We start from the raw sequence: 25,352 nt of genomic DNA, 5'->3' as shown, positions 1-25,352 counted from the left end.
TGAACCCACGACCTCTTCGTCCCGGAGCAACTTGGATGGCGGCGCTGCCTTGGGCTGGCGTGGTCCTCACCCGCGCTGATGATCCGCAGACGTTCGCGTTCGTCCGCCGCTGTTCGCCTGCGTTGTCACGCAGTTGGACACTCACTCGGGACGCGCACCAATTGGAAGGCGCTGCGAGGATTCGACGGGGAGCTTGCTGTTCGCGTCAGATGGCTGTGCCATCAAGGCACGAGAAACCGTGCTGCTCACTGGTGGCCCGTCCGCGTACCGTGGGTCTGAACCATGGGGGTGGACGTCTGTGTTGTACGCACACGAGGTGATCCTCAACGAACTCGCGCAGGGGCTCAGGCCGGTGGCCGAGGGCGTCGAGTGGTTCGAGGGCCTCTCAGAGGATGACCAACGCAAGGTCGTGCACGCCCTGGTGCTGTTCTGCGGGCAGGCCCGTGCCTGCGAGGAGGACGTGCCGGAGAGCATCGCGCGTTCCGGTATCCGCCCCACTCACACGCCAGCGGTGATGCTCACGAAGTGGCGCTTCGGAATGGAAGCACTTCCGGCCTACGAACTCACCAAGTCCTTTCGCCTGCTCGTCGCTCTCTTCAGCATCGCCGACACCCGCAGGCGGACGCTGTACTGCGCCGGGGGTTGTGGTCACGCGTGGCACAACCTGCGGGATCTTCCACAGGACGCAACCTGAGATGTTCTTGCCCTGGGTCCTGCCGGGGATCTTGGTGAGCTGGGTTTGCTGGTCAAGCGGTATCCATGAGCGGCCGAGTGGTCATCGTTGGTCACTGTCGATCGGCCTCGAACGGCCCAGACGCGGCCCGGCCATGGGAAGTCCTGGCCTGCGGGGATCATGGGTTCATGCTGGATGCGCTGAGCCTGGAGACACGCAGCCGGTTATGGGACCACCATGGTGTTGAGCTGGATCTCGTCACGCACGACCTGCGCGAGTTTGTGCGGCTCATGCTGCGGCGCAACGGCTATGTGCTGGAGCAGTTGCTTTCCCCGCTCGTGGTGCAGACGACGCCCGAGCACGTGGAACTGCGCGACCTGGCTCCCGGAGTGCTCACCTTGCACCATGCTCATCACTACCGGGGATTCACGGCCACGCAATGGCGATTGCTCGAGAAGACCGACGAACTGAAGCCGCTGCTCTACGCGTTCCGTGCCGTGCTGACGGGAATTCACCTGATGCGCTGCGGCGAGGTGCAGGCGCACCTGCCGACTCTGCTCGAAGAGGTCGCTGAGTGCGCATTGGAGGAGGCGCGGCTCCGGACGGAACTGCCCGCCGAACCACGAGCGCATGCCGCCCCGCATGTGTTCGTCGTGCGGGCGCGCTTGGGTGCAAGTAACTTGGGCGGGGGCGCTGCCTTGGGATGGTGTGGCTCTCACCTGTGCTGATGGTCCGCTGGCGTTCCTGGTCGTTCGCCGTTGTTCGCTGGCGTTGTCACGCAGTTGAACAGTTGGTCTCAGTCCGTGCTCAGTCTTCAGCGGGCCACTCTGAACTCGACACTGCTTGTCAAGCCACGACTTGTTCGGAAAGGGTCGAGGACATTCACTTGCTTATTTGGATCCTTACCGGGGTCCTGGGCGAGGAGGCTCTCGGCTCGTGCAAGATCCTCCGGGGTGTCCACCGCTACGCCGTCGTCCAGGACCGGGACCATCTGCAGGGCGTGGCCGTGTTCGACGAAGCGCAGCTTCTCCGCTCCCTCGGCGCGCTCCCGGGGCCGACCCGAGATGTGGCCCGGGGGTCGCCCCGTCAGCCCGAAGGCTCCGCGAGTGCGGGGCCGACCGCCGGGGCGCTCTGGCGGGCAAGGGTCGCGTGGGAACGCCCCCGCCTCAGATCGTCATCGCCTCCTGTATCCAGCGGTTGACGCGGTACGGCAGCCACCACTGGACGCCGCCGACCGCGAGCACGAGTCGCTCCTCGCGGAGGTCGGCGAGCGCGTCCGGCGGCACCGCCGACTCGGGAGCACCGTACGCCAGGCGTTCGATCGCTTCCTGGTAGTGCGGCTCGTCCACCGTGAAGCGGCGGAGATCTCCCCAGCGGCGGTCGCGGATCTGGACGAAGCCCGGCCCCTGCCGCCAGAGGCACTTGCCCAGGTAATGGCCGTTGCGCCAGGTCCGCAGCGCGTCTTCCGACCTTGCCGGGTCCACCCCCTCGATCCGCTGCGGTGGCTGGAGGTGGCTCAGGAGGCGGCTGACGTCCTCGGTGGCCGTCGCGCCCCCGTCCGGATCCGGCCGCAGGTCCCACTCGACGAGCACCGCGCGGGCTGTCAGGTCCCTGACCATGCTGAGGGTCCGTACGGCACGGGCCGCCGCGTCCGGCGTTCCCGTGTCCGCGAGATCCACGACGTCGGACAGCCGGACGCGGCGCGCGCCCAGTTCCCACAGCCGGTCGCACTCCTCGGCGACGGGACCGGTCAGCGCGATGTCGCCCAGGAACATCCCCGGCAGCGCACAGGCGACGGGGTCGTAGTCACGCCAGACGGCGGCGGACGGGGTGAGGGTGGAGCTGGGACTCATCGGACTGGCCTCCAGGTGCGCCTGAACGGTCGGACGACGCTCGGGCGAGGGCTGAGGAAAGAGGGAGGAAAGAGGGAGGAAAGAGGGAGGGAAGAGAAAGGACAGGTCAGACTCCGCTCATGTGCGGCTCGGCCGGCGTGGTGGCCGGTACGGGCGCCGCGTGCCGGTGCCGCATGAAGTCCAGCCGCAGCAGGTCCTCGTTCACCGCCGAGGGCGCGACATGCACGTACTGCCCGTTGTCGGTGAAGACCAGCCCGAGCCCCACCCAGCGGTCGAGCAGCTCCTGCACCTCGTCCTCCTGGAGCGCCCCGCCCGGCACCCGGCCCGCGGCCTTGCGGGTGAGGGCCGACGGCGTGTGCGGCTGGTCCAGCAGCCGGAACGCGGCGATCTCGTACGGGTCGGTCAGCTCCATCGCCCGCCACTCGAAGGCCCGGCGCCTGCTCACCAGGACGATGCGGTCCCCCAGGTCGGCCTGCGTGAGACGCGCGTCGGCGTGGTGCTTGCGCCAGGCGCCGAGCGCGGCGTTGAGCGCGGTGACGGTGGGTTTGCCGATGCCCCGCTCCGGCGCCTCGAAGACATAGGCGAGTCCGTAGAGCTCCTCCTCCGGCAGGTCGTAGGTGAAGCGGTAGTGCGCCTCCGGGCGCAAGCCGGAGAAGCCCAGCTCGGGCCGGTTGAAGTAGGGGCTGAACCGTTCGATGGCGATACGGGCCGAGAGGTCGACCGGCGGGTTGAGGTGTTCCAGCGCCGGTATCTGCGCGATGACCGGGTCGTAGTCCTCCGCGCTCTCTCCAGGGAAGCCGTGCAGATAGTTCCAGGACACCGACAGGCCGGTCTCGGCGCCGTCGCGGAGCATGCGTACGTTCTGGCAGCCGCTGACGCCCTTGTCCATCAGGTCCAGTACGCGGCTGTTCAGGCTCTCGATGCCCGGCTGCACGTAGATCAGCCCCGCGTCGGAGAGCGTACGGAGGTGGGCGCGGCGCATATTGGCCTTGATCTCGATGTGCAGCCGCAGGTCGTAGCCGCTCTCGATGATCCGGGGCAGGACCGTGGAGAGGTAGCCCATGTCCAGGATGTTGTCGACCACGTACATGTCCAGCACACGGTGCCGGCGGGCGAGATCCATGATCTCGTCGTAGAAGGTGTCCGGGCTCTTGCTGCGGAACTGCATGAAGGAACCGTTGAGTCCGCAGAACGTGCAGTGGTGCTTCTCACCCCACCAGCAGCCTCTGGCGCCCTCGACGACGAGCTTGGGCTCGACCCAGTTGCGGGCCACGGAGGCGCCGAGGCGTTCGAAGTAGCCGCTGTAGTCGGGCGGCAGGATGGTGGCGGGCGGCAGCGGGCTGGTGGCCATCGGGTTGGCGGCGCTCACCCCGTCCGGACCGCGATGGCACAGCCCGGCTAGGGTGGAGAGGTCCGGGTGTTCCTCACCGAGCGCGGACAGGAGCTGCGGAAACGCGGCTTCGCCCTCGCCCCGGATCACGTAGTCCGCGAACGGGAAGTTGCGGTGGACCGTCGCGCCCTGCTCGCCGTCGCAGTTGGCGCCGCCGATGACGGTCACGATGTGCGGCGCGAGCCGCTTGACCTGGCGGGCGGCCGCGAGTGCGGCGGTGTTCTGCTGGAAGGTGGAGGTGAAGCCCACGACGTCGGGTGCCTCGTCGACGATCCGCCGGGCGATGTCCGCCACGAACTCCGGTACCAGCCGGTGCAGTTCGCGGGTCATCCGCATCCGGGACGCGCCGAGCTTCCCCTTCATCGCGGCGGCGAACTCGTCGTCCCGCCAGTCGGGGTCGTCGTAGAGCGCGGAGGAGAAGACCCAGTCGCCGCAGCCCATGAAGTAGGAGGCCAGCGCGTAGTACTCGTAGTCCTCGGCGGTGAACTCCATACGCCGGGTGATCCAGTCGGTGAACTCGAGGTTGGCGTGCAGGACTTCGGCACTGCCGTCCGGCACGTGCTCGTCCACACTCCGCTTGAGGATTCCCAGGGCCAGAGACGGAAGGTCGATGGGAGACCAGGGCATGTTGACCAGCAGTACGCGCAATGTCAGCTCCTCGTGGGACGGCCGGGAGACGGGGAACGGGGAAGACGGCAGACAGGGGAGGCGGGGCACTTCGGGCAACCGACCGGGGCCGTGGCGGGACGCACCCGACCCCGTCGGGACGGACAGCCCCTTTGCCGCGCGCCCCTGGGTGCCGGGCCGACCGGCCGGCCCGGCATGGTGGCCGCCGGGCCGGCCGGCGAGGATCAGTCCTCTTCCGCGTCCTCCGCGTTGCGGAACGGGATGGTCACCGTGACGCCGACGCTCGGCTTACGGTTCTCCTCGTCACCCTCGAGCGGGTCGTTGTGGATGATGTCCTTCTGCATGGGCGGTTCTCCTCTCGGTGTGTTCGGCGCTGTCCGTCCCGGCCGCCGCCGCGGTACCGACGCGGCCGGAATCCCCCCTCCGGATGGCGGGGGGCGTCTTGGGGGCGTGGTGCGGGCCGTGCGTGCCGCGCAGCTCGCGGTCGAGGAAGACCACGGCGCGGCGCAGTACGGCGACGTGGTCGCCGCCCTCGTAGCCGTCGTGCCCGCTGTCGAGCCACATCGACTCGTGGCGGGCTCCGGCGGCGCGCAGCGCGGCGAGGTAGCCGCGCACCTGGCCGGGCGGGCACTTGGCGTCCCGGGTGGCGGCCACGACCAGCAGCGGTGCCCGCACGCGCGAGGCGTACCGGATCGGCGAGCTGCGGGCGTACGCCTCGGGCACGTCGTCGGGTGTGCCTCCGTACAGGCGCTCGTCCAGGGTGCGCAGCGCGGACGTGGTGGTGCGGTAGGCGGCGACGCCGTCGGCGACGGGCTTGACGGCGACGCCCGCCTGCCACAGCCCGGGACGGGTGCCGAGGGCCAGCAGCGTGAGGTAGCCGCCCCACGATGTGCCCCACAGCCCGACGGCGTCCGGCCGCACCAGCCCGCGCCCGATCAGATCGGCGCGCACCGCCACCAGGTCCTCGACCTGCGTGAGCCCCACGCCCGCGTCGAAGGCCCGGCGCCAGCGGGGGCCGTAGCCGGTGGAGCCGCGGTAGTTGACGCGTGCCACGGCGAAGCCCGATGCCACGAGCGAGTGCACGACACCGTCGTAGGCATCGCGGTCGTGGTCGGCGGGACCGCCGTGTACGAGGAAGACGACGGGCGGCGGCTCGCCCCGCTCCCTGGTCGCCCGGCCCTCGGAGGTTTCGTTCTCGGAGGTTTCGCCCTGCGGGGGTTCGGGGCCCTGGGGCAGGCCGTGGCCTTCGGGAAGGCTGAGCCATGAGTGCACGGGGCCGTCCGGGGTCGGCGTCCACAGGTCGCGGTGGTCGCCGGGTACGCGCCCCGGCACGGTGCCGAGGGCAGGCAGCGCGGTACCGGCCGTGGAGTACATGCGCGGCGGATGGGCCGTGTCCGTCCACAGGTAGTGCACATCGCCACCGGCCCGCGGCGCGGCGTCCAGCAGACTCCCGGGCGGCGTCGGCACGCGCGTGAGGGTGCCGGAGTCCAGGCGGGCCCGGTGCAGGGTGCTGCGGCCGTGGCGGTCCTCGCGGATCAGGACGGTACGCCCCTCGTTCTCGTCCGGGTACCAGCGGGCGGTGATCTCACTGTCGAACGCGCACCACGTGTACGTACGGATCCCCGTGTCCGGGCGCCAACTGGCCAGCAGATAGCGGTCGTCGTCCTCGCGCACCAGCAGCAGTTCGTCGCGTTCGGCGGTGGGCGCGAAGCCGAGCGACCAGAGTCTGCCGTGTTCCCCGGAGCCGGAGAGCACGGCGCGCGGTGTGCCGTCCGCGGTCAGGACGGTCACGGCGTGCGCGGAGCCGGCGGGGCCGCTGATCGCGAGCAGGTCCGCCGCGGCGGTGATCCCGGAGAGCGTGGCGTGCCGGTCGACGCGCGTCACCTCGCGGGCCGAAGCGCCGCGCCGGCCCAGGTGGACGGTGGTCGTCCGGTCGTCCCCCAGACCCATGGCGACGATCCCGTCGTCACTCACGGCCAGGCCGCGCGGGGTGCCCGGGGGCACGCCGGTCAGCCCGGGGAGGTCGGGGCCGCCGCGGAAGGGCTGGAACCGCCAGTGACCCTCGCCGTGCGCGTCCTCGTCGAACCACCACACGTTCGCGTCCCGGTCGATCGTTCCGTGCAGAGTGCCCCGCGGTCGGTTGGTGACCTGGCGGGCACGCCCGGTTTCGGCGTTCCAGGCGAACACCTCGCACCGGCCGTTCGCGTCCGCGGTGAACGCCATCAGCGCCGGATCGGCGGCGCAGACCTCGGGCAGGGCGGCGAGGTAGACCTGGTAGCGGGAGCCGGTCATACGTCTCGCCCCCTCGCCCGAACGTCTTCCGCCGGTGTGCCCTTCGGCGGTAGGCCCGACGCCAGGGTGCGTCCCGCGCGCAGGGTCGTGTGCAGAGCGAGCAGGACCAGCACCCCGGCGGAGACGAGCGCGGGCACGGCGGTCCCCGCGTGAGCCGTCAGGAACCCGGCGAGCGCGGGCGCCACGGCTGCGGCTCCGCCGGCGGCGGTGGCGAGGACGGAGCCCGCGCGGGCCTGGAGTTCGGGCGGCGTCCCCTGAATGGCCCGGGCCTGGAGGATCACGGTGGCCAGCGGCATGATCAGGCACAACGCGCCGAACAGCGCCCCGTACGCCCACGGTCCCCCGGCCGTCGCGAGCGCGGCGGCGAGCGGGATCATGAGCCAGGACACCGTCACCACCGCCCGCACGGGGCTCAGTCCGCGCACCAGTCGGGGCGCGGCGAGCGAACCGGCGAGTCCGGCGGCGCCGGACAGCGCCAGGACCAGTCCCATGGGCGTCCCGCCGTGGCCGCTCTCCTGCAAGGTGAAGACGGCGTCGTAGTACAGCGCGGCCAGTACGCCGTTGACGGTGGTGGTCCACACCAGTACCAGCCGCAGCAGGGGCGTCGTGCGGACGAGCCGGACTCCGGCGCTCGCCTCGGCGGCCAGGGCGGACCATGTGCCGCGTGCGGAGCGAGGCACGGGGCGTGACACGGGCCGCGGAAGGGAACCGTCCTGGGCCGCGCTCCCGGCCGACTCCGACGCGCCGTCGGCCCGGTCCGCCGCGTCGGCCCGGTTCGCCGCGTCGGCCCGGTTCGTCATGTCCACCGCGTCCGCGCTGCCGGTCCGGTCGGCCCGCAGGTGCGAGCGCATGGCCCGGACACACACGGCCGTGACGGCGTACGAGACCGCGTCCAGCACGAAGGGCAGCGCGCGCGAGACCTGGTACAGCATGCCGCCCAGAGCGGGTCCCGCGACCAGGGCGCCCCGGTCACCGGCCTCCAGCCCGGCCACCACGCGCGGGAGGTTCCCGGGCGTGGAGATCAGGGCTACCGTGCCGCGGGCCGCCGCCTCGTAGCAGGCGGTGGCGGTACGTTCCACGAGTACGGCGGCGAGCAGATGGACCAGCGAAGGCCGTCCTTCCGCGACGGCCAGGGCCACCGCCACGGAGCCCATCGCGAGCGCCGCAACCACCGCCGACCAGAACATCACCCGCTTACGCGCGCCCCGGTCGGCGGGTACGGCGACGAGCGGGCCGAGCATCAGCCCGGTCGCCGTCGACACCCCCGCGACCAGCCCCACCACCGTCGGCGAGTAGCCGAGCCCGAGGAGCAGCAGCGGCAGGACGACCCCGGACGCCTGGCTGCCCAGGGAGTCGGCGGCGTTCGCGCACCAGAAGAGCCGGACGTCGCGGGTGGGTGGCTCGGTGTCCTTGGCGGGCTCGGTGTCGCCGATCGGGGCCGCCGGAGCCGAAACGGCCTGGACGCGCGAGGCACCTGTTTCGGGAACGGAAGATCCCATGCGCAGCCCTCCCCGTTCTGCCGTCACTCTCGAAGTCACATGTGAGATCACATGTGAAATAGCGCCACAGTTGACAAAGGTGTGCAGAAAAGGTGCAGGAATTGAAACGCTCGGGAGCTTAACCAGGAGCCGATGTGAAGGACAAGGACGCCCGAACGAGGGCTGGTTCGATTTCACGCGAGCGGCGCGGGACGCGCCGGGGCCCCGTGCGGCAGCATCGGGACGCGCGTTTCTCGGCGCGCCCGACGTCCGCGATCACCGCGTCGGGGTAGCGAATTCGGGCGGCGACGGCATGGCGCCCGGGATTCCCGCTTCGCTTTGGCATTCGCGGCGCCGAATGAATCTTCCGGGCGGGTGGAGCCCCTTGTGGATCGTCGGCCACCACGCCCGGGCATGAGCCGGAATTCGCCGCTCCGTGTGGGGAACGGCAGCTGAACTGCGGGGGGAACGGGACGGGACGTCGTCGACCGGCGTCGGCGACACCACGTGCCACGACGCCTCGCCATGAACGCCGGACACGCCCGCCACGCCCGCCGCCGACGGCATGGGCGGCCTTCCCGGTGGCGAACGCGACTCCCGCCGCCGACGCGTCTTACGCCGCGCACCCCGCCGGAGGAGAAGATCCCGACGGAAGTGCGTGGGCCGGTGCGATATCCGGAATCCAACTCCCCGGATATCGCCGGACCGACGACGACGGGCTCAGGTTATTGGCCGGAATCGTACGAGAGCCAAGCGAGAAAGAGCCAGGCGGGAAGGGAAAACCGAGATCGTCTTCACGACGCCGTGGCCTGCCCTGTCGAAGCCGGCAGGCCCGCACCGGCCGCTGTGATGTCGGCGGCGGGTTGTGCTCCGTTCACGGTGCGGGCCTCGGCTGCGCAGTGGCGTCGCCGACTGCCTTCGCCGGCCGCGAAGGGTGTCCATGACCGGCGCAGCGCAGCGTTCAGTACTGCTCGGTCTCCACGAATCCCGCGTCGGCGTCGTCGTCCGCACCGATGGCGGCGGCGGTCGGGTCGAATCCGGGCGGGCTGTCCTTGAGGCCCAGGCCCATGCCGGCGAGCTTCGCCTTGACCTCGTCGATGGACTTCGCACCGAAGTTGCGGATGTCCAGCAGGTCGGCCTCGGAGCGGGCGACGAGCTCACCCACGGAGTGGACGCCCTCACGCTTGAGGCAGTTGTACGACCGGACGGTGAGCTCGAGCTCCTCGATCGGCATGACCAGGTCGGCGGCGAGAGCGGCGTCCACCGGGGACGGGCCCATGTCGATGCCCTCGGCGTCGATGTTCAGCTCGCGGGCGAGACCGAACAGCTCGACCAGCGTCTTACCGGCGGAGGCCATGGCGTCACGGGGACGCATCGCCTGCTTGGTCTCGACGTCGACGATCAGCTTGTCGAAGTCGGTGCGCTGCTCGACACGCGTGGCCTCGACCTTGTACGTGACCTTGAGAACCGGCGAGTAGATCGAGTCGACCGGGACGCGCCCGATCTCCTGACCGAGCTGCTTGTTCTGCACGGCGGAGACGTAACCGCGACCGCGCTCGACGGTCAGCTCCATCTCCAGCTTGCCCTTGCCGTTGAGCGTGGCGAGGACGAGGTCGGGGTTGTGCACCTCGACACCGGCCGGGGGTGCGATGTCGGCGGCGGTGACCAGACCGGGGCCCTGCTTGCGCAGGTACATCACGACCGGCTCGTCCTGCTCGCTGCTCACGACCAGCTGCTTGATGTTGAGGATCAGGTCGGTGACGTCCTCCTTGACGCCCGGCACGGTGGTGAACTCGTGCAGCACGCCGTCGATACGGATGGACGTGACCGCCGCACCCGGGATCGAGGACAGGAGCGTCCGGCGCAGGGAGTTTCCGAGGGTGTAACCGAAGCCCGGCTCCAGCGGCTCGATCACGAACCGGGAACGGAACTCGTCGACGACCTCTTCGGTCAGGGACGGACGCTGAGCGATCAGCACGTGGTGTTGCCTCCAAGGGTTTGGCGCCCATCATGGACACCGTGGTCACCATGAAGGGTACGTGCGATACGAGCGATACAGCCGCCGCGGAGGCCGACCCGCCCGACTTCAACCCAGTGTGCACTGCTCGTGGGGCCCTGCTGCAGCGCGAGTCGCGGACGGACGCCGGACGGATCGGCGTCCCGATCGACCCGCGCCACCTCACCGTGGACGCGATCCGGGACGCGATCGGCCGACGGGAACAGGTGCTGCTCCTGGTCTCACTCGACGGGATGATGGCTTCCGCGGCGCCGTGACCATCGGGCGACGGCGGCTGCCGATCCGTCCGCTGCGGTACGGCGCGTCCGCTTCGGTCTCGGCTACCGGTCGGTACGAATCCTGACAAACAAGCGAAAGCTGTCGGATGTACAGCTTCCGCCACTTCTTCGCTCGGAACGCTCGTGAAGCCGACCTTCCCGGGCCGCTGAGGAGGTCAGTGTTGTGTCGCCTGGCGTTTGGTGCGGTTCTGGGGTCGTGACCTGGTCAGGCCGCTTTCCATGGCGGTGAGCAGGGTGAGGGCCGCGTCGAGGTGCGTGGTGTCGTGGCCCGCGGCCGTGGCGACGGCCGTGGCCCATTCCCGCCGGACGAGGGCGTAGTTGGCGCGCCCCAGTTCGGTGGTGTGGACGGTCACCCCACGGCCGTCGCCCGGATCGGCGCGCCGCTCGACGAGGCCCTTCTGTTCCAGGCCGCGCAGGACGGTGGAGAGGTTGGTGCGCTGGAGGCCGGTGGCGGCGGCGATGCGGCTGGGCGGGGCGGCGTGGTCGTGCTGGAGGTGGCGCATCACCATGCCCTCCGACGGTGACAGGGGGATGGCCCGCTCGTCGCTGTAGCCGCGGAACTGGATCTCCCGGCCGACGATCAGCATGAGGTCGGCCAGCTCGGCCCATCGCCGCTCGTCGTCCGATGCCATCGGGCCCGTCGGATCCGTCTGGTGCTTCTGGTCCTCCGTCACGGCCCCAGGGTACGGGTTTGCCACCAGGTGGTTATGGGCCCATACTCATTATGGCCCTATAGTTATAGGCTCATAATGAACACTCGTGGAGCTGCCATGACCACAACCACCTCCTCTTCCCGGCATGCCGGCGCGACCGCGTCCTCGCCTCGCGCCACAGCCCGTGCGGGCGGCCTGCATCCGCTCGGGGTGTTCGTCCTCCTCGCGGGCGCCTTCCTGCCGATCATGGACTTCTTCATCACCAACGTCGCCCTGCCCAGCATCGACGCCTCCCTGCGTGCCTCGGCGTCATCGATGGAGCTGGTCATCGCCGGGTACGGCGTCGCGTACGCCGCCCTGCTGGTCCTCGGCGGCCGACTGGGTGATCGCTACGGCCGCCGCCGAGTCTTCCTCGGCGCGCTCATGGGTTTCGTCCTGGCTTCCCTGGCCTGCGGCACGGCACCGACGGTAGGCGCGCTGATCGGGGCCCGCATCGTCCAAGGTGCCACCGCGGCCCTGCTCGTCCCGCAGGTGCTGGCGACCTTCCATCATGTCCTCGACGGGGAGCGCAAGGCCCGCGCCGTGGCCCTGTACGGAGCGACCTCAGGCATCGCCGCGGTCGTGGGACAGCTGGTGGGCGGCCTGCTGGTCGGCGCGGACATCGCCGGCACGACCTGGCGGCCGGTCTTCTGGGTCAACGTGCCCATCGGTGTGATGGTGCTGCTGGTGGCGGCCCGCATCGTGCCCGACACCCGCTCGCACCACCCGGTCGGCATCGACCTGCCGGGCACCGTCCTGTTCGCCGCGACTCTGACCGCCCTGCTGGTTCCGCTGACCGAGGGGCACTCGCTGGGCTGGCCCTGGTGGACATGGCTGCTGATCGCCGTCGCGGTCGTCCTCGGTGCCGTCACCCACGTCGTGGAGACACGCGCCGAGCGGCGCGGCGAAGTCCCGCTGCTGCCGCCGTCCCTGCTGCGCCTGCCTTCCATGTCCAGGGGTCTGGTCATGGTCTTCGCCTTCAGCGTCGGCTTCGGCGCTTTCATGTTCGTCTTCGCCCTCACCGTCCAGAACGGGCTGCATGCCGACGCCCTGCACGGCGGCCTGGCGATCCTGCCGATGGCCCTGCTGTTCTTCGCCGGCTCGCTCCTGGCGCCCCGCGTCATCACCCGGTTCGGCAGGGCGGCGCTGACGGCCGGCGCGGTGGTCCAACTCGCGGGACTGGCCGCGCTGGTGACGGTCCTGTCGGTCGCGTGGCCGCAGGTCGGCCTGTGGGACATGGCCGGGCCGCTGGCCCTGGTCGGAGCCGGCCAGTCGATGCTGTTCGCGGGGCTGTTCCGCAGCGTCCTCGCCGACGTCCCCACCCACCTCGGCGGCGTCGGCGGCGGCGTACTGATCACCCTCCAGCAGAGCGGACTCGCCCTCGGTGTGGCCACCCTCGGCACCCTGTACCTGTCCCTGGCGCCACACGGCGTCTCGCAGGCCTTCGCCGGCGTGGAGTACGTGCAGATGGTCATCGTCGCCCTGCTCGCTGTCGGTTGCGCCGCCCTGCCGCGCTTCTCCCGGGCCGCGTCGGCCGCCCCTTTGGCCGTCGACGCCTGAGCCGTCGTCCGCGGGCCGGGCCCCCGCGCCGCACTCGGGCCGTTAGAGCGGCTCTGACCTCGGTGAACGGAACGCGTTCCGCGCACAAAGATGCGCCACTGCGTCGTTGACCGGCGATCTGCCGCAGGGCCAGGGTGGAGGAGCCACAACGGATCCCGACCAGCCGATTCCGGTCACCGAACTGCGTGCAGGAGGCCGTGATGCTCCAGACGGACACCCGTGAACACACCGAGCCCGCGGACGACCACGAGGCCGCTACCGCGGCCACCGACGCGGCCACCGACGCGGCCACCGACCCGGCTGCCCCGCCGGACGAAGCGGTGGTCCGCGGAGAATTCTTCTTCCAGCGCTGCCTGTGGTGCGGCACCGCGGCCCACCGCCGTTCGTTCTGCCGTGCCTGTGGGTCGACGGCCTTCGAGCGGGAGCGCAGCAAGGGCTCCGGGGTCGTCGTGCGCCGCAACGGCCACGTCCCGCTCAACACATGGTTCGTCGCGATGGACGAGGGCTTCCACCTGCTCTGCCAGGTCACCGGGTCGGCGCCGGTCGCCGTCTCGGTGGGAGCACGGGTGAGTGTCGTACGGACCTTCGCTCCCCACGGGCAAGGCCTGCCCCTGGTCGAACTCACCCACCCGGCGCCGCCTCTGGTGCGCTGGTGGTGACGGGAAACGGCCAGGACACATCCGCCTCGCACTCGCGGGAGGATCAGAGAGGAGGGTGCGTGAGCACCCAGGACTACGCGGACGAGCCGGCGGGCATCGACGACGGAGCGGGACGGGGCGCGCTGGAAGGTCTGCGCATCGCCGACTTCTCCCGGGTCCTCGCGGGCCCCTACGCCACCATGCTCCTTGCCGACCTCGGCGCCGAGGTGGTGAAGATCGAGCGGCCGGGCAGCGGCGACGACACCCGGGCGTGGTGCCCTCCGGCGGATCACGAGGGCACCTCCACCTACTTCCTGAGCGTCAACCGGAACAAGAGGTCCGTCGTCCTGGACCTCACGACCGGTGCCGGCCGCGAACAGGCCCGCGCGCTGGTCGCCGAGTCCGATGTGCTGGTGGAGAACTTCCGCCCCGGCACGATGGAGCGGCTCGGCCTCGGCCATCGCGAACTCCGCTCCCGAAACCCGGAGTTGATCTACTGCTCGATCAGTGGCTTCGGCAGCGGTGCGGGCGCGGCGATCCCCGGATACGACCTCCTCGTACAGGCCGTCGGCGGTCTGATGAGCGTGACCGGAGACGCCGCCGGGGAGCCGGTGAAGGCGGGTGTGGCCCTGGTCGACGTGATCACCGGCCTGCACGCCTCGCTCGGCATCCTTGCCGCGCTCCGTCACCGGGACGCCACGGGAGAGGGCCAGCTGGTGGAGGTGAACCTGCTCGGGTCGCTGCTGTCGGCCATGGTCAACCAGGCGTCCGCGTACGCCGTCGCCGAAGTGGTCCCGGGCCGCATGGGCAACGCCCACCCCAGCATCGCCCCGTACGAGACACTCCCCACGGCCGATCGTCCGATCGCGCTCGCGGTCGGCAACGACCGTCAGTTCGCGGCGCTCGCCGACATCGTCGGGGAGCCCGCCCTCGCTCTCGACGACCGCTTCCGTACCAACGGCGACCGCGTCGCCCACCGCGCCGTACTGCGGGACATCCTGACCACACGGCTCGGCACGGCCGGCGCGGACCACTGGTCGGCCGTCCTGCTGGCCGCCGGAGTGCCGGCCGGACCGGTCAACACCCTCGACGAGGCATTCGCCTTCGCCCGGAAGCTCGGCCTCCCCGGCATCGTCGACATCCCCGACGCCGGCGCCGACGGAACAGACGGCCGGCCGTCGCGCCAGGTCGCGAGCCCCATCGTGCTGAGCGGCACACCCGCGCAGTACCGTCTGCCGCCGCCGCGCCTGGGCCGGCACACGGCAGAGATCCTGCACCGACTTTCCGACCGCACCCCCGCGCCGGACGGAGCGGTCACCTGATCGCTCGCGGCGCAGACACCACCGAACCCACCAGCCCACATGTCAGGAGCCCACGATGAGCGGCGCCAAGCCCATGAAGGACCCCCTCGACCTGCTCGACCTCTCCTCCACCCTCAGCGACGAGGAACGCGAGATCCAGGCCACCGTCGCCAAGTTCCTCGCCGACCGGGTACGCCCGCACCTCGCCGAGTGGTTCGAGAACGCCCACTTCGCCCGCGAACTCGCCCCGGAGCTGGGAAAGTTGGGTGTGCTCGGCATGCACCTCGACGGCTACGGATGTGCCGGCACGAACGCGGTCAGCTACGGACTTGCCTGCCTGGAGCTGGAGGCCGCCGACTCGGGCTTCCGCAGCTTCGTCTCGGTGCAGGGCTCGTTGTCGATGTTCTCCATCTGGAAGTGGGGCTCCGAGGAGCAGAAGCAGGAGTGGCTGCCCCGGCTCGCCGCCGGCGAGGCGATCGGCTGCTTCGGCCTGACCGAGCCCGACTTCGGCAGCGACCCCTCCGGTATGCGCACCCGGGCCGTCCGCGACGGCGGAGACTGGATCCTCAACGGCTCCAAGATGTGGATCACCAACGGCGGCATCGCCGACGTGGCCACCGTCTGGGCGCAGACCGAGGCCGGCATCCGAGGCTTCCTCGTGCCGCGCGGCACACCCGGCTTCACCACGCAGGACATCAAGCAGAAGATGTCGCTGCGCGCGTCCGTCACGTCTGAACTGTCCTTCGACGACGTACGGCTGCCCGACTCGGCGCGGCTGCCCTTCGCGGAGGGCCTGCGCGGGCCGCTGTCCTGCCTGAACGAAGCCCGCTTCGGCATCCTGTTCGGCGTGGTCGGCGCGGGCCGCGACTCGCTCCAGGCAGCCATCGAGTACGCCGACTCCCGGGTGCAGTTCGACAAGCCGATCAGTGCCTTCCAGCTCACCCAGAAGAAGCTCACCGACATGACCGTCTCCCTGGGCAACGCCGCCCTCCTCGCCCTGCACCTGGGCCGGCTCAAGGACCAACGCCGCATCAGGCCCGAGCAGATCAGCGTCGGCAAGCTCAACAACGTCCGGGAGGCGCTCGCCATCGCACGGGAGTGCCGCACCGTCCTGGGCGCCAACGGCATCTCCCTGGAGTACTCCCCGCTGCGCCACGCCAACAACCTGGAGTCCGTCCTCACGTACGAAGGCACGAGCGAGATGCACACCCTGGTCGTCGGCCAGGCGGTCACCGGCCGGCCGGCGTTCCGCTGATCACCGAACGCCGGGGGAGCACCGGTGAACAACGCCGTACCGGTCGACCCGGTCCCGGACTCCCGTGCCGAACGCACCCGTTCGCGGTCGAGCTGCCGACCCGCGGCGCGTCACCAGCGAGGCGATGACACAGGCCTGCCACTCGGTCACGACCGGGCCGTGTGGCGGCGCATCCGCACGCCGAGGTCCGCCGTGCTGTGGCGGGCGACGAGTCGGCTCCCCCTGCTGTACTGGCAGCATGGGTGACCGGGGAGGGGCTGCCGGCGGCGCAACGCTGCCTGGTCTGTGACCGCGAGGAGACCCCCTTCGTTCACGACCCGCACTGCCGGCGGCTCGACTGCGATCTGCCACCGGGAGCCTCCTGTGACGGCTCCCACGAGTCCACCGTCCACGAGATGTGGCAGGCGGCACTCCGTAACCCTGCCACGCTCGTCGAAGCCGTCGTCGACTTCGTGGACCACCCGTCGATGCTGTTGCGCTGGGCGCTCGCCGCCCGCCAGGACCTGCCCCGGCATGCCTGCGCCCGGCTCGCCTCGGACCCCGTCCCGGGTGTCCGCGCCGACCTTGCCGAAAATCCCGCGATCGACGACGCCCTGATCCGTGTGCTGGCCGGCGACCAGGACCCCGACGTACGCCGCAGGCTCGCACACACCGTCCCCGTGTACCCCTCGACGTGCTCACCGACCTGGCCCGGACCGCGAGGATCGGCGCTACGCTCCTCCCTCGTATCACCGCCCGCTCCGCCGCCGAGGTCGGGTCCCTGGCTCCCCACCCAGGCCTCAGCGAAGCGCAGTTGTGTGCCATGGTCGACCGACACGGCAGCCGTGTCCTGGCCAAGGCAGCGACCGACCCGGACGCGGCCCCGGCGCTGCTGGAGGACGTGGTCCTCCGGCGCGAACCGACGGTGCGGAAGGTGTTCCGGGAGGTTGCCCGACATCGCCGGGCGAGCGCCTCGGCGCTGCTCGCCTGTCTGGCGGACGAACGGGCGAGACCCGTAGCCGCCGGCCACCCGGCACTCCCGCCACCGGTCATCGCCGGGCTGCTCGCCGACGCGGACCGGCGGGTAGGCGAAGCGGCCGCAGCCAACCCGTCCCTGCCGCCTGCCGTGATGTCCGCTCTGGTGTCTCGCCGGTGAGCGCACTGTCCGCACTCGACTCCCCTGCATCACAGCTGGACCCCGCCGCGCGGTTCTCGGACCGGAGACCACGGATGCAGTGACGCGGGCCCATGGCATCAGGCGGCCCGGTAGCGGAAGAACCCCTCTCCCGATTTGCGCCCCAGCAGACCCGATTCGACCATGCGGCGCAGCAGCGGGGGAGGGGCGTACAGCGGCTCTCGGTGCTCCTCGTAGAGGGCCTCGCCGATCGCCGCCACGGTGTCCAGGCCGATCAGGTCGGCGAGGCGCAGCGGGCCCATCGGGTGGGCGCAGCCCTCCGTCATGCCCGTGTCGATGTCCTCCGCGGTCGCCGTGCCGGAGCCGACCATGCGTACGGCTGCCAACAGGTAGGGGATCAGGAGGGAGTTGACGACGAAGCCCGCGCGGTCCTGTGCCAGGACCGTCTTCTTGCCCAGGAGTTCGCCGGCGAAGGCACGCACCCGAAGTTCGGTGGCTTTCGAGGTCTGGAGTGCGGGGATCACCTCGACCAGTGGCATGACGGGGACCGGGTTGAAGAAGTGCAGTCCGACCACCGCGTGCGGCCGCCCGGTCGCGGCCGCGAGCCGCGCGATGGGGATCGAGGAGGTGTTGCTGGCCAGTACGGCGTTCGGATCCGCGACCACCTCGTCCAGTCGCCGGAACAGCGCGGTCTTGGCCCGTTCGTCCTCGACGGCGGCCTCGATGACCAGGTCCGCACCGGACAGTCGGGAGAGATCGGCGGTGGCCGAGATACCGGCCAGGGCGTGGGCACGGTCATCCGGGGTGATGGTTCCGCGCTTCTCCGCTCTGAGCAGGGAGTCCGCCACGCCCCCCAGACCCGCGCGGGCCCGGTCCTCGGTCGTGTCGCACAGCGTGACGTGCAGCCCGGCCCGTGCGCAGACCTCGGTGATGCCCTGGCCCATCTGCCCTGCGCCGACCACTCCCACGTGCTTGATCGATGTCATACGTTCCTCCACTGTCGCCCCGCCCTGTCGCGGTCGAGCGACGCTGCAACGGTCTGTGGTGCCGAGACGAGCGTAGGCGGGAAATATCGCTCTGACCTGCCCCGACGGTGCGTCGTCCGCGCACAAATCTGCGTCGTGCGACGTCGACCGCGCCATCGATCTTCGCCACCCCGGGAACCGGCCGCCCCGTCACCCGGCCACCTGCCACCCCACCGCCGTTGCCGGGGCGTCAGTCGGCGGCGGACGGGGCGGCCGCCGCCTCCCGGAGACGGCGGATCACGCCGCGCACCGCGGGCGAGGTCTCGCCTCTGCGGTAGGCACCCACGAGCCGAGTGGTCAACGGCACGTCCGCCAAAGGACGGTAGGCGACCCCCGGTATCCGTACGCGGCGCAGCGAGTCCGGCACCAGTGCCACGGCGAGACCGCCGCCCACCAGAGTGAGGGCGGCGATGAAGTCCCGTACCGGAGGCGCGCACCGCGGCCCGAAGCCACCTTGCCCGGCCACCTCCAGGATCTGGTCGCGGCAGCCGTACTCCTCGTCGAAGTGCGGGGCCACGAACACCTCGTGGCGCAGCTCCGCCGCCGGTACCGCCTCGTACGCCGCCAGCGGCGCTCCGTCCGGCAACGCCAGCACCACCCCTTCGGTCAAGAGGCGGGTGGTCGCGATCCCGGCCGGGTACTCCGGCCGCCAGCGCAGGAAGCCGACGTCGATGTCCCCGCAGGACAGGGCCTCCAACTGGGCCGGTGTTTCCAACTCCCTTACCTGCACGGTGAGATGGGTGTCGAGGGCCGCGCACCGGGTGAGGACGTCGGTCAGCACACCGGAGAAGGCGGCGGAGGCCACATAGGCGATCTCGGCGTGCCCCAGTTCACCGCGACCGGCCTGCCGGCCCACCGCCTCCGCCCGCGCGGCCTGCGCAAGGGTCAGCCGTGCTTCTTCGAGGAACAGCCGCCCGGCACCGGTGAGCGCCGGGCGGGTGCGTCGCCCGCGGTCGATCAGGCGGACTCCCAAGTGAGACTCCAGCGCCTTGACCTGGGCGCTGAGTGCTGAAGGAGCCAAATGCAGACGGTCCGCCGCACGCGCGAAATGCAGTTCCTCCGCGACGATGACGAATGACTCCAGCCAGCGCAGTTCCATCGGCTCCTCCGTCCTGCCGGGCGCACCGGGCGCGGTTCGGCCGGTGGGATGGACACCCCGCGGAGGTGTCGGGGCAGGACAGGGCCGCCGCGGGGTGAGTACGAGATGTCAGGGGACGACGACATAGTTGCTGAAGCCGCCGTCCCGGTCCTCGAGTCCCGAGATCGCCTCGTTGACCCGGGCCAGCGGGAAGGGTTTGGCCTGGAGATAGGACAGGTCCAGGGCGCCCGTGGCCACCATGTCGGCGAGTTCCTGCCCCTGGGCGGTGCTGAACCAGTTGGAGCCGATCAGCTGGACCTGCTCGTCCATCAGCCACTTCACGTCCACGGGCAGCCGGTCGGCCACGCCCCCGACGTTGACCACCCTGCCGCCCCGCCGGACGCCCTGCATGGAGTCGAGCATCGTCTCCACCGGCGCCTTGGCGCCCAGGGCGCTGATCACGTAGTCCGCGCCCTCGCCTCCGGTCAGGGACTTCGCCCACTCACCGGTGGAGCCGTCACCCAGCCGGAAGACCTCGACCCTCTCCGGGGCCAACTCCTTCACGCGCTTGAGCAGTTCCTCGTTGCGGCCGGTCCCGAGGACCCGGGAGGCGCCGGAGGCCAGCGCGAGCACGGTCGACGCGACGCCGAGGGTGCCCGTGATCCCGTCGACGAGCGCGACCTGGCCGGGACCGGCCGCCGCGTTCTTCAGGGCGCCGTAGGCCGTGCCGATGTAGCCCAGCTTGCCGGCCTGTTCGAACGTCATGGTGTCCGGAATGTTGACGATCGAGTACTGCGGAGCGGTCATGTACTCCGCGAAGCCGCCGTAGGGGTAGAGGTCGAAGATCCGCTGGCCGTCACGGGAGGTGCTGAAGTAGCCGTTCAACGTGAAGTAGCGGCAGCGGCTCAGCTCACCGCCTCGGCACACCTGACAACTACCGCAGGAACGAAGGGGGTTGACGTACACGCGGTCGCCCGGCTTGGTGTGCAGTACGGCCTCACCGACCGACTCGACCACGCCGGCTGCGTCCAGGCCGAAGATGGCGGGCAACTTCGGCAGCGGCTGGTGCGGGAACCAGGTCGGCCAGTTGTTGATGACGTTGGCCATGTTCGGCACGATCCCGCATGCCTTGACGCGCACCAGCACGTCGGTCGGGCGCGGGGTGGGTACGTCGATCGTGTCGACCGACATCGGCTCACCGAGCGCGTGCAGTCGTGCAGCGAGCATTTTCGCCATTGAAATACTCCAAGATACTTGTCACGTCTCGCGTGTCGACGTGCCTGGCGGCGCCGATTCCTACGAATTCGGGAAGGGGTTCGGGTAATTGTCCTCGAGGTCGATTCCCAGCAGCCCCATGATGCGGACGCCGGAGTTGTACCAGGCGATCGACAAGGAGAGTTCGACCATCTGTTTGTCCGTCAGCAGGTCGGCCGCGGCCCGCCACGTCTCCTCCGATACGTCCACCAGGAGCGTGGACTCCTTGGCGAGGCGCATCACCGCCTTCTCCTTCGAGTCGAACAGGTCGGACGTCTCGAAGTCGGCCACCGCGGCGAGCTGTTCCTCGGTGAGCCCGGCCCCCAGCCCGTGCGACCGGTGATGCGCCACCTCGTACGCCGACCGGGTCGCGTACCCCACGGTCAGGATCGCCAGTTCCCGCAGCTTGGGACTGAGGTCGGCGGCCCGTAGCGAGTTGGCGTAGGTCAGGAAGCCGTCCAGCTGGGTCGGCGCGTTCGCCAGGGCGAGGAAAATGTTCGCCGTCGGCACCTTGCGCTCGGCTTCCAGCCGGTCGTACAGGTTGTTCCGCGACGCGTCCGCGTCCTCGCGGTGCAGGTACGGGACTCGGGCCATGGTGTCTCCTCGGGGACGGAAATATCAGTGGGCGGACTGTCCGAGCAGGTACCGCTCGAGCGTCATCGGCTTCGGCGGCTCGGTCGGCGGGATCTGTTCGACCCCCACGAAGGGCGAGGCCTCGAAGTACCACTTCTCCAGGGCCGGCAGGCCCCAACGGGCGTTCGTGCTCAGCGCCGCCGCGTCCCAGCGGACCGGCTCGACCTCGGTGTCGATGGTCTGGTAGTGGCTGTTGAAGACCTCCACCCGGTGCCCGTCGGGGTCACGCAGGTAGGTGAACAGCATTCCGCCCGGACCGTGCCGCCCCGGCCCCCGCTCCACGCCGTCGCCGTAGCCCTGGATCCCCGCCCAGTCGCATGCGGTGAAGATGTCCCGGCTCTCGGAGACGGTGTAGGCGAAGTGGTGCAGGGCGGGCCCGGCGTTCTCGACGATCGCCAGGTCCAGGCAGGTGCCCTTGCGGTACATGAACGCACCCAGCAGCTTGTCGCCGTGCTCGAGGTACTCCGAGTTCCGGAATCCGAGCTCGCTGTAGAACGCGCACAGCTCGTAGGTGTCGGGAGCGAAGATCTGGTAGTGGTCCAGACGCTGCGCGTGGGCGCCCCGGTAGGACGCGAAGTCGATGTGCAGCCTCGGCCGGGTCTCCATGTGCGCACAGAGTTCGAGTGGCGTACCGATGGGGTCGCTGACGTGCAGGGTCCTGCCCTGATACGGGAGGTCGACCCACTCGGCGGACAGTCCGCGCTCACGGAACCAGGCGTACGCGAGGTCGAGGTCCTCGTCGAAGAAGACCCGGTAGCCGACCCTGCGGCAGGTGCCGCCGCCTTCCTCGTCCAGCTCCAGGACGAGGCTGTGGTGGCAGGCCTCGGCCAGGCCGCGCAGGTAGCAGGTGCGTTCGTCCTCGTCGCTGACGACGAGTCCCAGCACGTTCACGTAGAAGTTCCGGCTCTCGGCCAGATCGACGACGGACAGACGCACATGGCTGGAGCGGGTGATATTGAAACTCGGGCGCATATTTACGGGTGGCAGCATGCTGTTCTCCGTGCTCCGATCGGGCTCTGGATTGCGATGACTGTAATACCGATACGCGGTTTTACGGTTTGGCCGTCGGGGATTTGACCGCGGCGAATGCAAAGGCGGACCATCCACTGAATTCTGCGGATTCACCGAGGGACTCCTCGATGCGCAGAACCTCGTTCCACTTGGCCATGCGCTCGGAACGGGTGAACGAGCCCACCTTCAGCTGGCCCGCGTCCCATCCGACGCTCAGGTGGGCGATGGTGACGTCCTCGGTCTCTCCGGATCGCGCCGAGACGATGGTGCCGAAGCCGGCGTCCTTTCCGGCCCGCAGTGCCTGGAACGCCTCTGTGACCGTCCCGGCCTGGTTCGGCTTGACGAGGACCGCGTTCGCCGCTCCGCTGGTCGCCGCGGCCTCGACGCGCTTGGCGTTCGTGACCAGGTAGTCGTCGCCGATCACCTGACAGCGATGGCCGTAGCGCCGGGTGAACTCCTGCATGCCCTCGTGGTCGTCCTCGCCCACCGGGTCCTCGACGGACAGGATCGGATACTGCTCGATCCAGTCGCCCAGCATGTCGACCAGCGCGGTGGTGTCCATGGTGCGGTTGTCCAGGGCCAGTGTGTACCTTCCGCCGCTGCCGAACTGTGAGGCCGCGACGTCCAGGCAGATGCCGACCTGTGTCGAGGGCGCGAAGCCCGCGCTCTCGATGGCCAGAGCCAGCGTCTCCAGGGCCTCCTCGTTGGAGTCGAACGCCGGCCAGAAGCCGCCCTCGTCGGCCACGCCCTGGGCCTTGCCCGCCTTCCTCATCAGGGCTCCGGCGGCCCGGTAGATCTCCGCCGTCCAGTCCAGGGCCTCGGAGAAGCTCCGTGCCGCGGGGCAGACGACCATGAAGTCCTGGACGTCGACACGGCGGTCCGCGTGGGCGCCACCGCCGAAGATCTGGATCTCCGGCAGCGGGATGCGTACCGGCCGCCCGCCCGCCAGGTGCTGCCACAGAGGCACGCGCGCCGACGCTGCGGTGGCGTGCAGGACCGCCATGGACGTGGCCACGATCGCGTTGCCGCCCAGACGGCTGCGGTCGGGGGTTCCGTCGAGGTCCACCAGCAGTCGGTCGACGGTTTCCTGGTCGGTCGTGTCGAGGTCCACGAGAGCGGGCGCGATCTCGGCGTTCACCGACCCCACCGCGCGGCGCACATCGAGTCCGCCGAAGCGGGTGCCTCCGTCGCGCAGGTCGAGGGCCTCGCCCCGGCCCGTGGAGGCACCGGCCGGTGCGATGGCCCGCCCGACCGCGCCGTCCGCGAGATGGACCTCGACCTCCACGGTCGGCCGGCCGCGTGAGTCCCACACCCTGCGGCCGTGGAGCCTGGCGATCCGCGCGTCTGTCATGGCGGTGCAACCTTTCGGAGTTGAGCGTCAAGGGTTCGGGGTTTGGGGTCCGGGATTCGGGCCTGAAGCCTGAGGTCGGAGATCGGGTATCGGGTATCGGTGATCGAGGCGGGGGGAGATGCCTGGGCCCGGTCCTTGAGGGGAGGCGGGTGCCGTCCCGGCGGCTGCTCCGGCCGCGAGCTGCCGGCTTGAGACAAGGGCTGCTCACCGCCCTGCTCGCTACCGTGCTAACGATAGCGCAATCGTGTAAAGAGGCGACGCCTCTGTCAAGGGGTGCGACCGCTCTGCGTGCATGAATTTGCTGCTCATCACGCTTTCTTGGCTCTTCGAGTCGTCAATGCTATCGTTCGCACAGAACTCGATGGGACCCAAGAACTCCGGCGGACCCGCGCCCTCCTGGACGGACGGACAGCACAGGCGGCGCGGGTCCGCCGGGCCGGACTCGGGCCGACGGGAGGGCCGGCCGGCCCGACATGACGCTTCAGCCCTCTTGCGGCGCCACTGTTCCGCACGGCCTTCTTGGCCGGCGCGCGTCCGGGACGGGTGGGTGCCGAGACGTGCAGAGCGGCGCAGCAAAGCGCACTGACCTGCCCCGGCTCGCAGGCCCGCTGTCGGTCCCGCATGTGACAGCGCCCGGAGAGATGTCTCCGGGCGCTGTCACATGCGCAGGTGGGGCCGGGCCTGCCCGGCGGGCCGCTCCGGGTCTCAGGCGGACCCGGACCGAGCCCTTCCCTGCGGAGGTGCCGTGCTGCCGCGCACCACCAGCGAACCGGGGGAGAGTGACGTGTAGGGGCTGTCGTCGCCCGGTTTCGTCTTGAGTCTGCGCAGCAGCCAGAGCGCGCAACCGGTGGCCATCTCCTGGATCGGCAGTCCGATCGTGGTGAGTCCGGGACCCCACCAGGAGAATCCCGGCTCTTCCCCGAACCCGACCACCGACAGGTCCTCGGGCACCTTCACGCCCTGCCGGGACAGCTCTTCCAGAACGCCCAGGGTGAGCTGGATCGATCCCAGTACGAGAGCGCTGGGCGCGTCGGGACCGCTCAGCAGCCGACGTACCGCCTGGCGGCCGTGGTCCACGGAGGACGGCGGGCCGAGCTCCGTGCGCCCGGCGTCGTCGGGCAGTCCGCCGTCGCGCAGGGCGCTGTGGAAGCCGCGCAGTCGCTCGGCACCCGTGGGCAGTTCCTCGGGTCCGCCGACATACGCGAGGCGGGTGTGACCCTGGGCGACAAGATGCGCCGTGGCCTCGCGCAGTGCCTCGTGGTCGTCCACGCCGAACCACTGGGCGCCGAGAGAGGGGTGGCGGCGCAACAGCTGAAGGTGCGGGAGGCCGCGCAGGAGCTTGACCGAGTCGTTGTGCGGGCGGGCCGTGGGCACGATGATCACGCCGGCGACGCGGTTGGCGGACAGCTCGCGCAGATGGCGCAGCTCCACCATCCGGTCGTCGTCGGTCTCCGAGAGCATCAGCTGGAAGCCCTCGGCCTCCATGTTCTTGGACAACTCGTGCGCGATGGTCGAGTAGAAGCTGTTGCGGATGTCCGGGATCACCAGTGCGATCACGTTGCTGGAGGCGCCCCGCATCATCCGGGCCGCGCGATTGCCGACGTATCCCATGTCGGAAGCGGCCTGGCGGACCCGGAACTTGGTCTCCTCGCTGATCCGGGGGTCGTCGGAGAGCGCCCGGCCGACGGTGGAGACCGAGATTCCCAGGCGCTCGGCGATGTCCCTGGTCGTGATCACGTAAGTCCCCCTTGAGCTGACCGGCCCGCGCCGTCACCGTCCGTGTGCCAACGATAGCATTCTCGTTGCGCTCCGTGGTCGGAGGAGCGGGTGCG

General features: G+C 70.2%; 18 protein-coding genes and 3 pseudogenes. 8 read left to right on the top strand and 13 right to left on the bottom strand.

Annotated features, from left to right (window positions below; all coding sequences use genetic code 11):
• Positions 1-316 precede the first annotated feature (316 nt).
• Together OG933_RS04795 and OG933_RS04790 are read left to right on the top strand one after the other, a co-directional pair.
• A complete protein-coding gene (locus tag OG933_RS04795; RefSeq protein WP_405625544.1) occupies positions 317-694 on the top strand; it encodes a DUF5958 family protein in 378 nt (125 codons plus the stop codon).
• Positions 695-882: 188 nt separating this feature from the next.
• Positions 883-1,401: pseudogene (locus OG933_RS04790) on the top strand (DNA polymerase beta superfamily protein); the annotation flags it as partial.
• A gap of 438 nt (positions 1,402-1,839) precedes the next feature.
• Here the strand turns inward: OG933_RS04790 and OG933_RS04785 are convergent.
• The 5 genes from OG933_RS04785 to OG933_RS04765 all read right to left on the bottom strand — a co-directional run bounded on the left by OG933_RS04785 (position 1,840) and on the right by OG933_RS04765 (position 10,291).
• On the bottom strand, positions 1,840-2,526 hold the full coding sequence (locus OG933_RS04785; RefSeq protein WP_405625541.1) for a DUF5825 family protein: 687 nt from the start codon (positions 2,524-2,526) through the stop codon (positions 1,840-1,842).
• Positions 2,527-2,632: 106 nt separating this feature from the next.
• Positions 2,633-4,564 carry a RiPP maturation radical SAM C-methyltransferase gene (locus OG933_RS04780; RefSeq protein ID WP_405625539.1) on the bottom strand — a complete coding sequence of 644 codons (1,932 nt, stop codon included), beginning with the start codon at positions 4,562-4,564 and terminating at the stop codon, positions 2,633-2,635.
• 282 nt (positions 4,565-4,846) lie between these two features.
• Entirely contained in the window at positions 4,847-6,835 is a 1,989-nt protein-coding gene (locus OG933_RS04775; protein ID WP_405625538.1) for an alpha/beta hydrolase family protein, read from the bottom strand.
• A complete protein-coding gene (locus OG933_RS04770; protein WP_405625537.1) occupies positions 6,832-8,334 on the bottom strand; it encodes an MFS transporter in 1,503 nt (500 codons plus the stop codon). The genes OG933_RS04775 and OG933_RS04770 overlap by 4 nt, the downstream gene beginning before the upstream one ends.
• A 940-nt stretch (positions 8,335-9,274) precedes the next feature.
• On the bottom strand, positions 9,275-10,291 hold the full coding sequence (locus tag OG933_RS04765) for a DNA-directed RNA polymerase subunit alpha (RefSeq protein WP_362522101.1): 1,017 nt from the start codon (positions 10,289-10,291) through the stop codon (positions 9,275-9,277).
• A gap of 134 nt (positions 10,292-10,425) precedes the next feature.
• Here OG933_RS04765 and OG933_RS04760 point away from each other — a divergent pair.
• Positions 10,426-10,584, top strand: a pseudogene (locus tag OG933_RS04760) (acetyltransferase); the annotation flags it as partial.
• 179 nt (positions 10,585-10,763) lie between these two features.
• Here the strand turns inward: OG933_RS04760 and OG933_RS04755 are convergent.
• On the bottom strand, positions 10,764-11,282 hold the full coding sequence (locus tag OG933_RS04755) for a MarR family winged helix-turn-helix transcriptional regulator (protein WP_405625535.1): 519 nt from the start codon (positions 11,280-11,282) through the stop codon (positions 10,764-10,766).
• 96 nt (positions 11,283-11,378) lie between these two features.
• On the opposite strand from OG933_RS04755, the gene OG933_RS04750 reads away from it, so the two are divergent.
• The 5 genes and pseudogenes from OG933_RS04750 to OG933_RS04730 all read left to right on the top strand — a co-directional run.
• Entirely contained in the window at positions 11,379-12,860 is a 1,482-nt protein-coding gene (locus OG933_RS04750; protein ID WP_405625534.1) for an MFS transporter, read from the top strand.
• A gap of 200 nt (positions 12,861-13,060) precedes the next feature.
• Positions 13,061-13,519: a zinc ribbon domain-containing protein gene (locus OG933_RS04745; protein ID WP_362522096.1), complete on the top strand. Its 459-nt coding sequence runs from the start codon at positions 13,061-13,063 to the stop codon at positions 13,517-13,519.
• Positions 13,520-13,578: 59 nt separating this feature from the next.
• Positions 13,579-14,820, top strand: coding sequence for a CoA transferase (locus OG933_RS04740; protein WP_362522095.1), 1,242 nt, complete (start codon positions 13,579-13,581; stop codon positions 14,818-14,820).
• 55 nt (positions 14,821-14,875) lie between these two features.
• Positions 14,876-16,054, top strand: coding sequence for an acyl-CoA dehydrogenase family protein (locus OG933_RS04735; protein WP_362522093.1), 1,179 nt, complete (start codon positions 14,876-14,878; stop codon positions 16,052-16,054).
• Positions 16,055-16,212: 158 nt separating this feature from the next.
• Positions 16,213-17,189: pseudogene (locus OG933_RS04730) on the top strand (hypothetical protein); the annotation flags it as partial.
• Between the two features lie 98 nt (positions 17,190-17,287).
• Here the strand turns inward: OG933_RS04730 and OG933_RS04725 are convergent.
• The 7 genes from OG933_RS04725 to OG933_RS04695 all read right to left on the bottom strand — a co-directional run bounded on the left by OG933_RS04725 (position 17,288) and on the right by OG933_RS04695 (position 25,257).
• Positions 17,288-18,154 carry a 3-hydroxybutyryl-CoA dehydrogenase gene (locus OG933_RS04725; protein ID WP_405625530.1) on the bottom strand — a complete coding sequence of 289 codons (867 nt, stop codon included), beginning with the start codon at positions 18,152-18,154 and terminating at the stop codon, positions 17,288-17,290.
• Between the two features lie 229 nt (positions 18,155-18,383).
• Positions 18,384-19,292, bottom strand: a complete 909-nt coding sequence (locus OG933_RS04720) for a LysR substrate-binding domain-containing protein (RefSeq protein ID WP_362522090.1) — start codon at positions 19,290-19,292, stop codon at positions 18,384-18,386.
• Between the two features lie 108 nt (positions 19,293-19,400).
• A complete protein-coding gene (locus OG933_RS04715) occupies positions 19,401-20,498 on the bottom strand; it encodes an alcohol dehydrogenase catalytic domain-containing protein (RefSeq protein WP_362522089.1) in 1,098 nt (365 codons plus the stop codon).
• A gap of 69 nt (positions 20,499-20,567) precedes the next feature.
• Entirely contained in the window at positions 20,568-21,119 is a 552-nt protein-coding gene (locus OG933_RS04710; protein ID WP_405625528.1) for a carboxymuconolactone decarboxylase family protein, read from the bottom strand.
• A gap of 24 nt (positions 21,120-21,143) precedes the next feature.
• The gene (locus OG933_RS04705; RefSeq protein WP_405625526.1) at positions 21,144-22,148 is read right to left on the bottom strand and encodes a VOC family protein; all 1,005 of its coding nucleotides are present in this window, start codon (positions 22,146-22,148) and stop codon (positions 21,144-21,146) included.
• Positions 22,149-22,209: 61 nt separating this feature from the next.
• The gene (gene eno, locus OG933_RS04700) at positions 22,210-23,520 is read right to left on the bottom strand and encodes a phosphopyruvate hydratase (RefSeq protein ID WP_405625525.1); all 1,311 of its coding nucleotides are present in this window, start codon (positions 23,518-23,520) and stop codon (positions 22,210-22,212) included.
• A 705-nt stretch (positions 23,521-24,225) separates the two neighbouring features.
• Positions 24,226-25,257: a LacI family DNA-binding transcriptional regulator gene (locus OG933_RS04695; RefSeq protein WP_405625523.1), complete on the bottom strand. Its 1,032-nt coding sequence runs from the start codon at positions 25,255-25,257 to the stop codon at positions 24,226-24,228.
• Positions 25,258-25,352: the final 95 nt, after the last annotated feature.

This window comes from Streptomyces sp. NBC_00016 (assembly GCF_045040885.1).
GTDB lineage: Bacteria > Actinomycetota > Actinomycetes > Streptomycetales > Streptomycetaceae > Streptomyces > Streptomyces coriariae.
This window is presented reverse-complemented; position numbering and strand designations above follow the sequence as displayed.

Excerpts from the sequence above, each read along its gene's own strand:
- OG933_RS04710 (WP_405625528.1), bottom strand. The coding sequence starts at position 21,119 with ATGGCCCGAGTCCCGTACCTGCACCGCGAGGACGCGGACGCGTCGCGG.
- OG933_RS04705 (WP_405625526.1), bottom strand. The coding sequence starts at position 22,148 with ATGCTGCCACCCGTAAATATGCGCCCGAGTTTCAATATCACCCGCTCC.
- OG933_RS04735 (WP_362522093.1), top strand. The coding sequence starts at position 14,876 with ATGAGCGGCGCCAAGCCCATGAAGGACCCCCTCGACCTGCTCGACCTC.
- OG933_RS04745 (WP_362522096.1), top strand. The coding sequence starts at position 13,061 with ATGCTCCAGACGGACACCCGTGAACACACCGAGCCCGCGGACGACCAC.
- OG933_RS04720 (WP_362522090.1), bottom strand. The coding sequence starts at position 19,292 with ATGGAACTGCGCTGGCTGGAGTCATTCGTCATCGTCGCGGAGGAACTG.
- OG933_RS04715 (WP_362522089.1), bottom strand. The coding sequence starts at position 20,498 with ATGCTCGCTGCACGACTGCACGCGCTCGGTGAGCCGATGTCGGTCGAC.
- OG933_RS04750 (WP_405625534.1), top strand. The coding sequence starts at position 11,379 with ATGACCACAACCACCTCCTCTTCCCGGCATGCCGGCGCGACCGCGTCC.
- OG933_RS04775 (WP_405625538.1), bottom strand. The coding sequence starts at position 6,835 with ATGACCGGCTCCCGCTACCAGGTCTACCTCGCCGCCCTGCCCGAGGTC.
- OG933_RS04770 (WP_405625537.1), bottom strand. The coding sequence starts at position 8,334 with ATGGGATCTTCCGTTCCCGAAACAGGTGCCTCGCGCGTCCAGGCCGTT.
- OG933_RS04725 (WP_405625530.1), bottom strand. The coding sequence starts at position 18,154 with ATGACATCGATCAAGCACGTGGGAGTGGTCGGCGCAGGGCAGATGGGC.
- OG933_RS04785 (WP_405625541.1), bottom strand. The coding sequence starts at position 2,526 with ATGAGTCCCAGCTCCACCCTCACCCCGTCCGCCGCCGTCTGGCGTGAC.
- eno (WP_405625525.1), bottom strand. The coding sequence starts at position 23,520 with ATGACAGACGCGCGGATCGCCAGGCTCCACGGCCGCAGGGTGTGGGAC.